We start from the raw sequence: 14,880 nt of genomic DNA on the forward strand, positions 1-14,880 counted from the left end.
TCAGCCGACGGGAACGGGCTCGATCCGGTCGGTGCCTGCGTAGATGTTCATCGAGGAGCCGCGCAGGAAGCCGACCAGGGTGAGGCCGTTGTCGTCGGCCAGGTCGACGGCGAGCGAGGAGGGAGCCGAGACCGCCGCGAGCAGCGGGATGCCAGCCATCACGGCCTTCTGGACGAGCTCGAAGGAGGCCCGGCCGCTCACCATGAGCATGCTGCTGCGCAGCGGCACCAGGCCCTCGCGCAGCGCGTGCCCGATCACCTTGTCGACGGCGTTGTGGCGGCCGACGTCCTCGCGTACGCAGAGCAGGTTGCCCTCGGCGTCGAAGAGCCCCGCGGCGTGCAGGCCGCCGGTGCTGTCGAAGACGCGCTGCGCCTCCCGCAGCCTTTCCGGCAGGGTGGCCAGGAGCTCGGGGGTGACCCGCAGGGTGTCCTCGGCGACGGACCAGGCCGAGGACGTACGCACCGCCTCGAGCGACGCCTTCCCGCACAGCCCGCACGAGGAGGTCGTGTAGAAGCTGCGCTCCAGGGAAGCGTCCGGCGGCGGGACGTGCGTGGCCAGACCGACGTCGACCACGTTGTAGGTGTTGCCGCCGTCGGCGGTCGCGCCGGCGCAGTAGCGGACGCTCGCGACATCGTCGGCGGAGTGCACGACGCCCTCGCTGACCAGGAACCCGACCGCCAGGTCGAAGTCGCCGCCCGGGGTCCGCATGGTGACCGTCAGCGGCCGGCCGTTGACCCGGATCTCCATGGGCTCCTCGGCGGCCAGCTTGTCCGGACGTTGTGAGATGACGCCGTCCCGCACCCGCATCACGGGCCGTCCAACTGTCACTCGTCCCATGTCAGCTCCTGTCGTGTGGGGTGGGGTCGTGCGGGGCGGTGGGCGTGCCGTGCCGCGTGTACGGCCGCGCCGATGAGCAGTATGAAGCCACCGCCCCGGCGGCGATCGAACCGGTCGGTGGTCACCGGCCGAGCGCTCTCGCCCGGATCCCGGCGTCGCAGCAGAAGCCGCGGCCGCTTCGCTTGAGGCAGAGGAGACCGACGCAGCGGCCGTCCTCGACCACGGCCAGCCGCCGGCTGCCGTGGGCGGTCATCCAGGCCCAGGTCTCCCACAGGTCGGCGTAGGACGCGACCACCCGGCCGCGGAGCGTACCCATGGTCCTCGCCGGCCCGTCCCCGCCCGCCTCGGCCTCGTGCGGCTCGATGACGGTGAGCAGCCGCTCACCGTCGACGACGAGCGCGGCATGGACGTGGTCGTCGAGGAACAGATCGCGTACGTCGCGAGCGGTCGCCGTGGCCGGGAGCAGCTTCGGCAGGCGAACCATGGCGTCGGCCACGATCGCGTCGCCGGGTGCGTACGCCTCTCGCCCACCGGCGAACTCGACCGCGCCCTCGTCGCGGGCGGTCGACTCCTCGATCCGGGTGATGGGCACCTGTCCTCGTCTCGTTCTCGCGGGGAACCTGATGAGCACCACGGTACGCCGCGCCGACATGTCTGACCGCCGTTGACCAGAGTCGCTGTCGGCAGCGGGGTGCCACCAGTTGGGCCGTCGACTCGGCACGGGATCGCCCAGACACGTACGATCTGCCTACCTACGACTGGTGCCGGAGGTTCCGTGAACGAAATCCAGCTCAGCGACCTGAGTCTGGGACGCCATATCGCCCAGGGCTCGCAAGGCCGCATCATCGAGCTGGCCGACCATCCCGGGACGGTCGCGAAGCTCTACCGCACGCGGGAGCTGGGTCTCGTCGACGGCCGGGCTCTGGCCGAGCTGGTGCGCATCCGCGGGTTCGTCGTGAGCGAGGGTCTGCAGGTGGACCACTTCGCCGCCTGGCCGCACACGGTCGTGCTCGACGGGCTGCGTACCGCGGGCTTCCTGATGCAGCGGGTCCAGGAGCCGTTCCTGGCCGGGTTCGGGCCCACCACCGCACTGGCCGAGCTGGGTCTGCTCGTGAACACCGGGGACGTCCCCAGCCCCGGGGTCTACGAGCGGGTGCTGCTGATGCGGGCCCTGGCCGCGGTGATGGACGCCCTGCACCGGCAGGGGCTCGTCCTCGGAGACCTCTCGCCGCGCAATATCGCCTGGTCGGTCTCGCCGGTGCCCCGGGTGATGCTGCTCGACTGTGACGGGATCCGTCCGGCCGGCGAGGACGGCGTGCTTCCGCCCGCCGACACCCGGGGCTGGGAGGACCCGACCAACATCGGCCGGCCGCCGACCGCCGACAGCGACCGGTTCAAGCTGGCCCTGACGATCGCCCGCGTACTCACCGGCAACCGCAACGCAGCTCCCGGCCTGCGGCCCGACCTCACCTTCGCCGGCGAGGCCGGCATCCTGGTCGGCCCGCTCACCCGGCTGATGGACCAGGCCGCCGGTCCTCCCGGGCTCCGCCCGACCGCGTCGCAGTGGGCCACCGTCCTGGACGTACGCGGCCCCTGGGCCGGCGCGGCCCCGCCGATGCCTCAGCCGCCGATGTCCCCGACGATGCCGCCCCCGCCGGCGGTGCCTCCGGCGATGCGCTCCCGCGGGCCGTCGCCCAGCGGGGAGATCCTGCGACCCTTCCGCCGTCAGTCGCGCTGAGGGCTCGGGCTCAGGTCGCCGACCAGCCGGACCACCGCTTCACCTCGATGACGATCACCGGCCCGACGGGCGGCTGCACGCGGTAGTCGGCGTATTTCGCGACCAGCGGGGCGAGGTCGTGGCTCGCGTGCACACGTGCGACGCCGTCGGCACGGGCCCACCACAGCTGCGACCAGTCGTCGTCGTAGGCGTCCACCAGCAGCGACACCGCCGGGTTGGCCGCGATGTCGTCGAGCCGGCGCAGCCGGGTGGTCGACTTGGGCTTGTGGTCGACGGCGGTGAGGATCTCCTCGCCTGCCAGGGCGAACACGATCGGTACGATCCTCGGCGCACCGTCGGCCGAGACCGTCGCCAGCCGCGCTACGCGGGCCTTCGCGAACCGTTCCCTGGCCCACTGCTCGTCGTGTCGCACCGGTCGAGCCTACCCACGCCGAGGCGGACGAGCCGGAGCCCGGCGGCTACCGTGTCCTGCATGCGCTCCGAGCTCCTCCCCCGTGCTGCCAGCTGAGGCCGAGCGGCTGCTGACCGTCGACCTGGTCGAGTGGCTGGCCGACCTGGTCGATCCGTCGCTGCTTCGTCGGGAGTCGACGAAGGCGCAGCTGCAGGGACTGCGCAGCGCGGTCGTCCACCGGGTCGGTATCAACGAGGCCGCCGCGCTGCTGCACTTCCGCGACGGGCTCGAGCACAATCCGCTGCCTCTGCGCGACCAGGACGGGCTGCGGCTGGTCCTCGTCACCAGCCGCGGCGAGGATCTGGCCGTCGACGACGTCGAGTTCGCCGACTGGAGCCGCGACGACGACTGTCAACGGTGCCGCACCGCGCTGGAGAGCTGGGTGCCGCCGGCCTTCGACCGGTCCGCACGGATCACCTCCGTCGGCGCTCTCCACATCGCCTACGACCATGCCGACCGCGCCGGCATGGAGCCTCAGCAGCTCCTGGCGCGGCTCCGGCCGGCCGTCGCAGAGGCGAACGCGTCGCTCGGCTCCTGGGACGCCTCCACCGTCGGCGTCTACTGGTATCCCGCCACCGAGACCTGGGCGTACGTCATCCCGCTCGCTCTGGATCCCGACCGCGACCCGGTGGCGGGCGTGCTCACCCGCCACCCGGACGGCTACCACCTCGTCACGATCCTGACGCGGCGTACGGCCTTCTGGAACGTCGCCAGTGTCGGCCGCGTTCCCCCGTCCTGGCTCGACGGCTCCCCTCCCGACAGCTCCCCGATCGCCGGCCCGCCGACCGCGCTGTGACGGGGACCCGATCGAAGGGTGCGCTTCACCGGCGCGAACGAATTTTCATTCGTCCCACAGGAGTGAATGAAAATTCATTCGCGCATCTAGGCCGGGTGAAAATTCGTTCACCCGCTGGGTCGAATGAAAATTCGTTCACCCGCTGCACCCGAACGAAAATTCATTCGACCACACGGATCGAATGAGTTTTCGTTCGCCGCGGAGGATCAGTCCTCCGGGTCGTAGCCCAGGTTCGGCGAGAGCCAGCGCTCGGCCTCGGCCATCGTCCAGCCCTTGCGTCGGGCGTAGTCGGCGACCTGGTCCTGGCCGAGACGGCCCACCACGAAGTACTGCGAGTCGGGGTGGCCGTAGTAGATCCCGGAGACCGACGCGCCCGGCCACATCGCCATCGACTCGGTGAGCTCGATGCCGGTGTTCTTCTCGACGTCGAGCAGCGACCAGATGGTCTGCTTCTCGGTGTGGTCGGGACAGGCCGGGTAACCCGGAGCGGGCCGGATGCCGGCGTACTTCTCGGCGATCAGGTCCTCGTTGGGCAGCTGGCCGTCGCCGCCCTCGTCGGCGGCGTAGCCCCAGAACTCGGTGCGTACGCGCTGGTGGAGCCGCTCCGCGAACGCCTCGGCCAGGCGGTCGGCGAGCGCCTCCAGCATGATCGCGGAGTAGTCGTCGAGCTCCTCCTTGAACGCCGTCACCCGCTCGGGCAGGCCGATGCCGGCGGTGACCGCGAAGGCACCGACGTGGTCGGAACCCTCGCCGACGGGCGCGACGTAGTCGGCCAGCGACTTGTTGGCCACACCCTCGCGGTGCTGACCCTGCTGGCGCAGCTGGAACAGCGTGGCCCGCTCCTCGGCTCGGGAGTCGTCGGTGTAGACCACGACGTCCTCACCGGTCGAGTTGGCCGGGAAGAGGCCGTAGACGCCGCGCGCCTCGAGCCACTTCTCCTCGATGATCTTGTCGAGCATCTCCTGCGCGTCGTCGAAGAGCTTGCGCGCGGCCTCACCGGTGGCGGGGTTGTTGAGGATGTCGGGGAAACGTCCCTTCATCTCCCAGGCGTTGAAGAACGGCTGCCAGTCGATGTAGTCACGCAGCTCGGCGATCGGGTAATCGAGGAGCGTGTGGACACCGGGCTCCGAGGGCGCCACCGGCAGCGTCGAGAAGTCGACCTCCGGCTTGTTGGCCTTCGCCTGGACGTACGTCAGGGACGCCCGCTCGCTCCGCTCGGCATGCCGCGCGCGCAGCGAGTCGTAGTCGACCTTGACCTCGGCCATCAGCTTCTCGCGCCGGCCGGCGTCGAGGAGTGCGGCCGCGGTGGGCACCGAGCGCGAGGCGTCCTTGACCCAGACGACCGGACCGTCGTAGGCCTTGTCGATCTTGACCGCGGTGTGGGCCCGCGAGGTGGTCGCACCGCCGATGAGGAGCGGCAGGTCGAGGCCGACGCGCTGCATCTCGGTGGCGAAGCCGACCATCTCGTCCAGCGACGGCGTGATCAGGCCGGAGAGGCCGATGATGTCGGCGTCGTGCTCCTTGGCGGCGTCGAGGATCTTCTGCGCCGGTACCATCACGCCGAGGTCGATCACCTCGTAGTTGTTGCACTGCAGCACCACGCCGACGATGTTCTTGCCGATGTCGTGGACGTCGCCCTTGACCGTGGCCATCACGATGGTGCCGTTCTTGGTCTCGGCGTCACCGGGCTGCTTCTCGGCCTCGATGAACGGGATCAGGTAGGCGACCGCCTTCTTCATGACCCGGGCGCTCTTGACCACCTGCGGCAGGAACATCTTGCCGGCCCCGAACAGGTCGCCGACGACGTTCATGCCGTCCATCAGCGGGCCCTCGATGACCTCGATCGGACGGCCGCCGCGAGCCGAGATCTCGGCGCGGAGCTCCTCGGTGTCGGCCTCGACGTAGGCGTCCAGGCCCTTCACCAGGGCGTGGGTGATCCGCTCGCCCACCGGCAGGTCGCGCCAGGCCTCGGCCTTGGCCTCCGCCTCGGGTGAGTCCTTGTTGTACTTCGAGGCGATCTCCAGCAGCCGCTCGGCGGCGTCGGGACGGCGGTTGAGCACGACGTCCTCGATGCGGTCCCGCAGCTCGGGGTCGACCTCGGAGTAGGGCACCAGCGCCCCGGCGTTGACGATGCCCATGTCCAGGCCCGCCTCGATCGCGTGGTAGAGGAAGACCGCGTGGATCGCCTCGCGCACGGGGTTGTTGCCGCGGAAGGAGAAGCTGACGTTGGAGATGCCGCCGGAGACCTTGGCGCCCGGGAGGTTCTGCTTGATCCAGCGAACCGCCTCGATGAAGTCGACGCCGTAGGTCGCGTGCTCCTCGATGCCGGTCGCGACCGCGAACACGTTGGGGTCGAAGATGATGTCCTCGGGGTCGAAGCCGACCTCGTCGACGAGGATCCGGTAGGCCCGCTCACAGACCGCGATCCGGCGCTCGTAGGAGTCGGCCTGGCCGTCTTCGTCGAAGGCCATCACGACGGCGGCCGCGCCGTAGCGCTTGCACTGCTCGGCGTGCTCGACGAAGGACTCGACGCCCTCCTTGAGCGAGATCGAGTTGACGATCGGCTTGCCCTGGACGAGCTTCAGGCCGGCCTCGATGACCTCCCACTTGGAGGAGTCGATCATGATCGGGACCCGGGAGATGTCGGGCTCGGAGGCGATCAGCGTCAGGAACCGGGTCATCGCCGCGACCCCGTCGATCATGCCCTCGTCCATGTTGACGTCGATGACCTGGGCGCCGTTCTCGACCTGCTGGGCCGCCACCGAGAGCGCCGTGTCGTAGTCGCCGGCCTTGATCAGGTTGCGGAACTTCGCCGACCCGGTGATGTTGGTCCGCTCCCCCACGTTGACGAAGAGGCTCTCCTCGGTCACGGTGAACGGCTCCAGGCCGGAGAGCCGCAGCGCGGGCTCGACCTCGGGGACGTCGCGGGGCGCGATCCCCTCGACCTGCTTGGCGATCTCGGCGATGTGGGCGGGCGTGGTGCCGCAGCAGCCGCCGACCAGGTTCACGAACCCTGCGGTGGCGAACTCGTGGACGTGGCCCGCGGTGTCACTCGGGCCTTCGTCGTACTCGCCGAAGGCGTTCGGGAGCCCCGCGTTGGGGTAGCAGGAGACGAAGGCGTCCGCGACGCGGGCGAGCTCGGCGATGTAGGGGCGCATCTCCTGCGCGCCGAGCGCGCAGTTGAGGCCGACCAGGAGCGGGTCGGCGTGGCGTACGGAATCCCAGAACGCCTCGGTGACCTGTCCCGACAGGGTGCGGCCGCTGGCGTCCGTGATCGTTCCGGAGATCACGACCGGCCAGCGGCGGCCGTACTCCTCGAAGACCTGCTGGACAGCGAAGATCGCCGCCTTGGCGTTGAGGGTGTCGAAGATGGTCTCGATGAAGATCAGGTCCGAGCCACCCTCGAGGAGCGCGCGGGTCGCGTCGGCGTAGGCGTCGCGGAGCTGCTCGTAGGTGACGTTGCGGGCGCCGGGGTCGTTCACGTCCGGGCTGATGGAGGCGGTACGCGTCGTCGGGCCGAGCGCGCCGGCGACGTAGCGCGGCTTCTCGGGGGTCGAGTAGATGTCCGCGGCCGCACGTGCCAGGCGCGCCGCCTCGAAGTTGATCTCGTAGGCGAGATCGGCCAGGTCGTAGTCGCTCAGTGAGACCGCGTTGGCGTTGAAGGTGTTGGTCTCGATGATGTCCGCGCCGGCCTCGAGGTATTCGCGGTGGATGCCCTCGATGATCTGCGGCTGGGTCAGGTTGAGCAGGTCGTTGTTGCCGATGAGGTCGGTGGGCCAGTCCTTGAACCGCTCGCCGCGATAGCCGGCCTCGTCGGGACGGTCACGTTGGATCGCAGTGCCCATCGCACCGTCGAGCACCATGATCCGCTCCTTCAGGGCGGCGGTCAGGGTCTCGGTGACATCAGGGCGCAGACTCACTCTTGTTTCCTCTCCCGGGCGGGCACGGTGGTGTGCACGGCTTTGCCTGAAACACGCTACGGCGTAGGTGTGCGGGCCATGCCATTTCATTCCGAATCCTGACACTGGCAGTCCACCAGGTGGGAATTCATAAGGTGTACGCAGGGTGAACGGCGGCGTCGGGCTGGTCCGCATGACTAGGGTGGAGACGTGATCGAGATCGAAGAGACCCGCGACCTGGTCGATCCTGTGGTGATCGCCGCGTTCGAGGGATGGAACGACGCGGCCGATGCCGCCTCCGGCACGGTTGACCATCTGATGGATGTCTGGCACGCGCGGGTCGTGGCCGAGATCGATCCCGAGGACTTCTACGACTACCAGGTCAACCGGCCGGTGACCGGCACCGACGAGAACGGGTTCCGCGCGATCACCTGGCCCACCACCCAGGTCGCCGTCTGCTCCCCGCCCGACCTGGATCGCGACATCATCCTGGTGCGCGGCATCGAGCCCAACATGCGCTGGAAGCAGTTCGTCAGCGAGATCCTGGAGTGCGTCGACGACCTCGGCGGCCAGCTCGTGGTGACCCTGGGGGCGCTGCTCGCCGACGCGCCGCACACCCGCCCGATCCCCGTCTCCGGCACCGCCACGGAGCCCGACCTCGTCGACCGGCTCAAGCTCGACTCACCGTCCTACGAGGGACCGACCGGCATCGTCGGCGTCATCCAGGAGGCGTGCGTCCAGAGCGACATCCCGGCGGTCTCCTACTGGGCCGCGGTCCCCCACTACGTCGCCGCTCCACCCTGCCCCAAGGCCACCCTCGCGATCATCAACAAGCTCGAGGACCTGCTGCAGTGCTCCATCCCCCTCGGCGACCTTCCCGAGGACTCCCGAGCCTGGGAGCGCGGCGTCAACGACCTCGCCGAGGAGGACGAGGACGTCTCCGACTACGTACGCTCCCTCGAGGAGGCCCGCGACACCGCCGACCTCCCCGAGGCCTCCGGTGACGCGATCGCCCGGGAGTTCGAGCGCTACCTCAAGCGCCGCACCGACGACTCGTAGAACCGGGCGCAGGGATACCCGGTTAACCGGGTATCCCTGCGCTTCTCAGGCAATGCAACACCCGAGAAGCGCAGGAAAAGCCTGAGCGGTGTGACGCATGTGGCCCCTGAGGCCCGCAGTCAGAGCTTGATGCCCAGCGCCGCGTCGACGAGCTTGGCGATGGTCTCCCCGGCGAGGGCGTCGGAGGTCTCGGCGAGACCGCCCTCGCCGAGCGTCGCGGCTACCCAGGCGTCGACGGCCTGGACCGCACGCGGCGCGTCGAGATCGTCGGCCAGGGCGCCCAGGACGGTCTCGACTACCGGGGCGGCGGGGGCGCCGCGGCCGAGCGCGACGGCCTTGCGCCACTCGGCGATCTTGTCGACGGCGTCGAAGAGCTTGGCGTCGGTCCACTCCCAGTCGTCGCGGTAGTGGTGGCCCAGGAGCACCAGCCGGATCGCCATCGGGTCGATCTCGGAGTTGCGCAGGGCCGAGACGAAGACCAGGTTGCCGCGCGACTTGGACATCTTGTGGCCGTCGTAGGCCACCATCCCGCCGTGGGTGTAGATCTCGGCGAAGTCCTTGCCCGCGGAGCGGGCGTGGGAGCCGGACATCTCGTGGTGCGGGAAGATCAGGTCGGAGCCGCCCGCCTGGACGGTGAACCCGGCGCCGAGGTGCTCCAGCGCGATCGCGGTGCACTCGACGTGCCAGCCAGGACGACCCGGGCCGTAGGGCGAGGGCCAGGACGGCTCACCGGGGCGCTCGGCGCGCCACAGCAGCGGGTCGAGCGGGTCCTTCTTGCCGGGCCGCTCGGGGTCGCCGCCGCGCTCGCCGAAGAGCTCGAGCATCTCCTCACGAGACATCCGCGACTCCTCGCCGAAGGCGTCGTCGACGGCCACCGAGGCGTAGACGTCCTCGTCGACCTTGTAGATCGCGCCGGCCTCCTCGAGCTCGCCGATCAGCGAGAGCACCAGCGGGATCGACTCGACGGCACCGATGTAGTGCTGCGGCGGAACGACCCGCAGCGCCTCCATGTCCTGGCGGAAGAGCTCGGTCTCGCGCTCGGCGAGCGCCTCCCACGCGATCCCGACCTTGTCGGCGCGCTCGAGCAGCGGGTCGTCGACATCGGTGACGTTCTGGGTGTAGCCGACCTCGTAGCCGGCGTTGAGCCACGCCCGGTGGAGCAGGTCGAAGGCGACGTAGGTGTTGGCGTGGCCGATGTGGGTCGCGTCGTAGGGCGTGATGCCACACACGTACAGCGAACGGCGGCCCTGACCCTTCGTCGGGACGACGGCGTCCCGCTGATGGTCATAGACCTGCACCTCGGGCCCTGTGACGGACAGTTCTGGGACTTCGGGTGCAGACCATGCGCGCATGGGTGCAGCCTACTTGGCGAGGCCCACGTGTCTCAGAAGGGCGGCCACGGGATGACATGTCGGTCGTATCCCGGCCGTGGGAAGGCCCCTTCGGCGAGCAGCCCCTCGCAGCGGTGACCGAGCGCCTCGATCTCCCGACCCGTGAGGTACGCAGCCAGCGACCGCCCCAACGCACCGGAGAGCCCGGCATGGACCGTCCGGATACCGGCGAGCTCCTCCTCGGAGAAGCCCAGCCCGTGCCATCCCCACAGGATGGTGCGCAGCTTCGGCTCGTCGTGGAAGGTCAGCCCGTGGTCGCAGCCGTAGCGGCGCCCACCGGCGAGCGGCAGGACGTGACCGCCCTTGCGGTCGGCATTGTTGGTGATCGCGTCGAAGACGGCCATCCGCCGCAGCTCGGGCGTGTCCTCGTGGACCAGGGTCACCACCCGGTCGTGCTCGTCGAAGCCGTCGAAGACCTTCAGGTAGCCGGGCGGCACCTCGCCCTCGGGCACGATCGTGACGGGCTCGATGCTGTCGTCGGTGTCGATCCAGCGCTGGATCATCCCGGGACCGTGCGGCCCGTCGCCGAGCCAGGTCTCGGGGACCACCGACCAGCCCAGCGCCTCGGAGACGAGGTAGGAGGCGACCTCGCGATGCGCGAGCTGACCGTCGGGGAAGTCCCACAGCGGCCGCTCCCCCGCGATCGGCTTGTAGACCACCTCGGACTCGCCGAGCGTGGCCAGGAAGGTCGCGTTGGATGCCGTCGTCAGCCGACCGACGAGCTCCATGGCCCCGCCGCTCCGCGGGGCGCTGTGCTCGATCTCCGGCGCCGGCTCCACAGGATCAGACCGGGTCACGCCGCTTGAACCCGTTCGCCCGGACACACAGGTGCCCCTCGGGGTCGATCGGGTTGCCGCAGAACGGGCAGTTGGGACGCCCGGCGCCCAGCACCGCCTCGGCCCGCTTCACGAAGGCGCGGGCGTTGCGCGGAGCGATCCGGACCAGGAGCACCTCGTCGGGCTCCGGCTCGTCCAGCTCGATGGCGGCCACGGCGTCCTCGTCGACCAGCGCGCCGGACTCGTCGACCTCGGCGATGATCTCGGTCTCGTTGATCGGGAAGACCTCGAGGACCACCTTGTCCTCGTCGGGGTCCCAGGCCAGGGTCATCGTGCCGGCGCGGAACTCCTCCTCGATCGGCTGCTCCAGCGGGCCGTTGTCGTCGAGATCGAAGGGCGCCACCGCCGGCACCACCGCAGGGGCCGACTTCATCACCTCGTCGAGGAGCTCGTCGAGACGCTCGGCGAGCACGGTGACCTGCTGCTTCTCCAGGGCCACCGAGACGACCCGAGCTCCCTCACGCGCCTGGAGGAAGAACGTACGCGCTCCCGGCTCGCCGACGGTGCCGACGACGAATCGTTCGGGCGGGTCGAAGGCGTGCATCACAGGCATGCACAAACCTTATCCAGCAGAGTCCAAACCGTCGCCGGGACCCGCGCCACCGCCCACGACGGCGTCGTCGTTGCGGCGACGCGACGGCTTGCGTCCCTTCTTGGCCGCGGGCTTCGGCGCCAGCCAGGACAGGTCGCCGGCATGGGTGTTCGTGGCCAGGACCGAGGGGCGCCCCTCGCCGTAGCGGACCACGGAGATCGAGGCCGGGTCGACGTGCAGCCGCTGGAAGAGGTCAAGGTGCATGCCGAGCGCGTCGGCCAGGATGGACTTGATCAGGTCGCCGTGGCTCACGCACAGCCAGACCGCCGAGTCGCCGTGGGCTGCGGTGACGGCGGCGTCGTGGCGGCGTACGGCCTCGACTCCCCGGGCCTGCATCGCGGGCATCGACTCGCCCCCGGGGAAGGTGACCGCCGAGGGCTGGGTCTGCACGGTCTTCCACAGCTTGCGGCGCGCCAGCGTGGTGATCTTCTCCCCCTGCCACTCGCCGTAGTCGCACTCGGAGACGCCGTCCTCGACGACGACGGCGGGCTGCTCGGCACGCCCCTCCAGGATCACCGAAAGCGTCTGCTGGCAGCGCTCCATCGGGCTGGTGACCGCCAGCGCCAGCGGGACCGGCGCGATCCGCTCGGCCGCCTTGGCGGCCTGCTCCAGGCCGCGCTCGTCCAGTCTCACGCCGGGGAGCCGTCCGGCCAGGGTGCCGGATGCGTTCGCCGTCGTACGGCCGTGTCTCACCAGGATCATCGTCGCCACGGTTGGCGACCCTATCCATCCCGGTGAAGCCGGCCCACAACGCCGGGCGGCATGCCTTAACCTGACAACGTGATCGTCGACAGCGCTCTCTACCGCGCCGGTGAGCGTGACAGGACCGACTGTGCACCCCACGACTACGCCACGCTGCGCAGCGGGGTGAAGGACGACGGCGACTTCGTGTGGCTCGGGCTCTACCAGCCCAGCCAGTACGAGCTCGACGAGGTCGCCGAGGCCTTCGGCCTGCATCCGCTCGCCGTGGAGGACGCCCTCACGGCCCACCAGCGACCCAAGCTGGAGCGCTACGAGGGCGGGATGTTCCTGGTCGTCAAGACGCTCTGGTACGTCGACGCCGAGGACGCCGTCGAGACCGGCGAGGTCGCGTTCTTCATCGGCACCGACTACGTGATCACGGTCCGCCACGGTCGCGGCTCCCGGCTCGCGCCGGCCCGTGAGCTGCTGGAGACCAACGACGAGCAGCTCCTCACCGAGGGCTCCTACTCCGCGGTCTACGCGGTCGTGGACTACATCGTCGACGCCTACGTCGACGTCGCCAACGAGCTCACCAAGGACGTCGACGAGGTCGAGACCTCCGTCTTCTCCGACGAGCGCACCCACGACTCGGCCCGGATCTATCGCCTGCGTCGCGAGCTCGCAGAGGTACGCCGCGCGGTGATGCCGCTGCGGGAGCCCGTGCGCCGCTTCGCGAACGGCGAAGGCGGGATCGACCCCGACCTGCGTCCCTACTTCCGCGACATCCTCGACCATCTCGCCTCCATCGTGGAGGCGATCGAGAACCTCGAGACGCTGCTCTCCTCGGCCTTCGAGGCCCATCTGGCGCAGCTCTCGCTGCAGCAGAACGAGGACATGCGCAAGATCTCGGCCGGCGCCGCCCTGGTCGTGGTCCCGACGCTCATCGCCGGGATCTACGGGATGAACTTCACCCACATGCCCGAGCTGTCGTGGACCTTCGGCTACCCGTTCGCGCTGCTGCTCATGGTCGCCGTGGTGGCCGGACTGTGGATCTTCTTCCGCAAGTCGGGCTGGTTCTGACCGGGTCTCACCCTCTGCGCCACCAGCTGCGTGGTTGCCGCTCGGCAGCCTCGCGTGCGCACTCGCGGAGCTCGTGAGCCACGGCCCGATACACGGTGGCCCACTGCTCCCCCGTGAGGCCGCCGACCTGCAGGTCGCTGGTCCGCGCGGTCGTGAAGACCAACGCGTCGTCGGCGTACTTCTCGGCTTTCGCCTCGAGCCACGCTACGTGGGACAGGGTGGTACGCATTGCGGCCAGTATTTCACGTTTGCGGACGCTGGCACCCCGAAACGCCGGACAGGTCACCTGTCGAGACCGGTGCGACCCACCAGCTAGTCGAGCTGCTTCACCGGACGGGCGTCGAGATGCTCCCGGTCGCACCACAGGGAGAGGTCGTCGGCGAACTCCGAGTCGGCCTCGCCGCCACCCCGGGCGTCGAGCTGCTCACCCTGGTACCACTCGGTGAGCATCGCAGCCTCGTCGTAGCCGGCCGGCATCCGTGGGCCCCGGTAGCGCACGGCGACGACCTCCTTCTCCCGCAGGGAGATCATCCAGGCCCAGCCGACGTCGTCTCCGCGCGCAGGCTGCCAGGCGAAGACCAGGGGGCCGCGCTTGCCCTTGGTGGTGACACAGTGCGCGCGCAGGCGGGGCGCCGAGCAGGGTTCCCGGGTCATCCAGGCAGGCGGCGACGGTGCGGCGAGGACGTCGATGTCGGCGTCCGGCACGTCCGTGAAGCCGGATGAGGAGCGCTGCAGCAGCCGCCCGCCGATGGCGTCGGCGCCGAACTCGCCCCGCAGTGGCGACCGGATGACGCCTCGGTAGTAGCCGTAGCCACCCCGGCCGCCGACGTAGGCCTGGGCGATCCCGTGGTCGGTGTTGCGGACCAGGTCGTACGCCCCGGGGTCGGGCTCGCCGCCCTCCCAGTCGTCGAGCTCCTCACCGAGCGCAAGGGTCGAGGAGGTCGCTCGGTAGCGGAGCCGGGGATCCTCGACGACGGCGACCAGCGTGTCGACGGCGATCGGCAGGTCGAGCTTGCGGGGGTCGCCGGTGACCGCCGGACCGGAGTAGCCGATCGAGGCGGTCTCGCCGCCCTCGCGCCGCAGCACGACCGCGACGCCGCCGGGATCCTCCTCGGGCTCCTCGTCGGTCCAGCGCAGCTGCAGCTCGGCGCTCTTCACGGCGGTCGGCAGCTCGACACAGTGCTGCCCGGCATCACCTCGGCATGCGTCGAGGTCCGCCGGCGGTCGCGCGGAGACCGCGACGCTGACCAGGTCGCCGTCGTACTCGCCGTCGGCGCCATAGCGCAGGTCGACCGAGACCTGCTCGGCAGGCGTCGACTCGGAGGTGTAGGAAGCCGCCCGGCGGGAGGTGTCGGTCGGCAGGTGCTCGAGCGCGACCGCGGCGACGGCACGGTGGGTGATCCGGCCTGGACCGCCAGCCGTATCGCCGGTGTCGACGGCCTTGCTGGAACAGCCCGAGCCGAGCCCGACGAGCCCGGCCAGCAGGACGACGGCGTGAGACCGCGAGAGGCTGGACATGC

The 14,880-nt window shown here is 70.0% G+C and carries 14 protein-coding genes; 4 read left to right on the forward strand and 10 right to left on the reverse strand.

Annotation, left to right across the window (positions count from 1 at the left end; all coding sequences use genetic code 11):
• Nucleotides 1-837: a formate dehydrogenase accessory sulfurtransferase FdhD gene (fdhD, locus tag OG984_RS07545; protein ID WP_328530972.1), complete on the reverse strand. Its 837-nt coding sequence runs from the start codon at nucleotides 835-837 to the stop codon at nucleotides 1-3.
• Nucleotides 838-958: 121 nt separating this feature from the next.
• Complete coding sequence (locus tag OG984_RS07550; protein WP_328530973.1) at nucleotides 959-1,429, reverse strand: hypothetical protein; 471 nt, start codon at nucleotides 1,427-1,429, stop codon at nucleotides 959-961.
• A 183-nt stretch (nucleotides 1,430-1,612) separates the two neighbouring features.
• Here OG984_RS07550 and OG984_RS07555 point away from each other — a divergent pair, with 183 nt between their 5' ends.
• Nucleotides 1,613-2,575, forward strand: coding sequence for a hypothetical protein (locus OG984_RS07555; RefSeq protein WP_328530974.1), 963 nt, complete (start codon nucleotides 1,613-1,615; stop codon nucleotides 2,573-2,575).
• A gap of 10 nt (nucleotides 2,576-2,585) precedes the next feature.
• Here OG984_RS07555 and OG984_RS07560 read toward each other — a convergent pair whose 3' ends face one another.
• The gene (locus tag OG984_RS07560) at nucleotides 2,586-2,987 is read right to left on the reverse strand and encodes a TIGR03668 family PPOX class F420-dependent oxidoreductase (RefSeq protein ID WP_328530975.1); all 402 of its coding nucleotides are present in this window, start codon (nucleotides 2,985-2,987) and stop codon (nucleotides 2,586-2,588) included.
• An 82-nt stretch (nucleotides 2,988-3,069) separates the two neighbouring features.
• Here OG984_RS07560 and OG984_RS07565 point away from each other — a divergent pair, with 82 nt between their 5' ends.
• Entirely contained in the window at nucleotides 3,070-3,822 is a 753-nt protein-coding gene (locus OG984_RS07565; RefSeq protein ID WP_328530976.1) for a hypothetical protein, read from the forward strand.
• Between the two features lie 206 nt (nucleotides 3,823-4,028).
• On the opposite strand, the gene metH is transcribed toward OG984_RS07565, so the two are convergent.
• Nucleotides 4,029-7,742 carry a methionine synthase gene (gene metH, locus OG984_RS07570; RefSeq protein ID WP_328530977.1) on the reverse strand — a complete coding sequence of 1,238 codons (3,714 nt, stop codon included), beginning with the start codon at nucleotides 7,740-7,742 and terminating at the stop codon, nucleotides 4,029-4,031.
• Between the two features lie 189 nt (nucleotides 7,743-7,931).
• Here metH and OG984_RS07575 point away from each other — a divergent pair, with 189 nt between their 5' ends.
• Nucleotides 7,932-8,780 carry a PAC2 family protein gene (locus OG984_RS07575; RefSeq protein ID WP_328530978.1) on the forward strand — a complete coding sequence of 283 codons (849 nt, stop codon included), beginning with the start codon at nucleotides 7,932-7,934 and terminating at the stop codon, nucleotides 8,778-8,780.
• 119 nt (nucleotides 8,781-8,899) lie between these two features.
• Here OG984_RS07575 and mshC read toward each other — a convergent pair whose 3' ends face one another.
• The 4 genes from mshC to OG984_RS07595 are packed head-to-tail and all read right to left on the reverse strand — an operon-like array spanning nucleotide 8,900 to nucleotide 12,310.
• Nucleotides 8,900-10,132 (reverse strand): cysteine--1-D-myo-inosityl 2-amino-2-deoxy-alpha-D-glucopyranoside ligase, encoded by a 1,233-nt coding sequence (gene mshC, locus OG984_RS07580; protein ID WP_328530979.1) that lies wholly within the window; start codon nucleotides 10,130-10,132, stop codon nucleotides 8,900-8,902.
• Nucleotides 10,133-10,164: 32 nt separating this feature from the next.
• Nucleotides 10,165-10,968 carry an SCO1664 family protein gene (locus tag OG984_RS07585; protein WP_328530980.1) on the reverse strand — a complete coding sequence of 268 codons (804 nt, stop codon included), beginning with the start codon at nucleotides 10,966-10,968 and terminating at the stop codon, nucleotides 10,165-10,167.
• Complete coding sequence (locus tag OG984_RS07590; RefSeq protein ID WP_328530981.1) at nucleotides 10,955-11,560, reverse strand: DUF3090 domain-containing protein; 606 nt, start codon at nucleotides 11,558-11,560, stop codon at nucleotides 10,955-10,957. Before OG984_RS07590 ends, OG984_RS07585 begins: the two co-directional genes overlap by 14 nt.
• A gap of 9 nt (nucleotides 11,561-11,569) precedes the next feature.
• Nucleotides 11,570-12,310, reverse strand: coding sequence for a histidine phosphatase family protein (locus tag OG984_RS07595; RefSeq protein ID WP_442940971.1), 741 nt, complete (start codon nucleotides 12,308-12,310; stop codon nucleotides 11,570-11,572).
• A gap of 69 nt (nucleotides 12,311-12,379) precedes the next feature.
• Between OG984_RS07595 and corA the strand changes: the two genes are divergently transcribed.
• Nucleotides 12,380-13,360, forward strand: coding sequence for a magnesium/cobalt transporter CorA (gene corA / locus OG984_RS07600; protein ID WP_328530982.1), 981 nt, complete (start codon nucleotides 12,380-12,382; stop codon nucleotides 13,358-13,360).
• Nucleotides 13,361-13,367: 7 nt separating this feature from the next.
• Here the strand turns inward: corA and OG984_RS07605 are convergent, their stop codons facing one another.
• Together OG984_RS07605 and OG984_RS07610 are read right to left on the reverse strand one after the other, a co-directional pair.
• Complete coding sequence (locus OG984_RS07605; protein ID WP_328530983.1) at nucleotides 13,368-13,589, reverse strand: hypothetical protein; 222 nt, start codon at nucleotides 13,587-13,589, stop codon at nucleotides 13,368-13,370.
• 83 nt (nucleotides 13,590-13,672) lie between these two features.
• The gene (locus OG984_RS07610; protein WP_328530984.1) at nucleotides 13,673-14,878 is read right to left on the reverse strand and encodes a hypothetical protein; all 1,206 of its coding nucleotides are present in this window, start codon (nucleotides 14,876-14,878) and stop codon (nucleotides 13,673-13,675) included.
• Nucleotides 14,879-14,880 lie beyond the last annotated feature (2 nt).

The organism is Nocardioides sp. NBC_00368 (assembly GCF_036090055.1).
In the GTDB taxonomy this organism is placed as follows: domain Bacteria; phylum Actinomycetota; class Actinomycetes; order Propionibacteriales; family Nocardioidaceae; genus Nocardioides.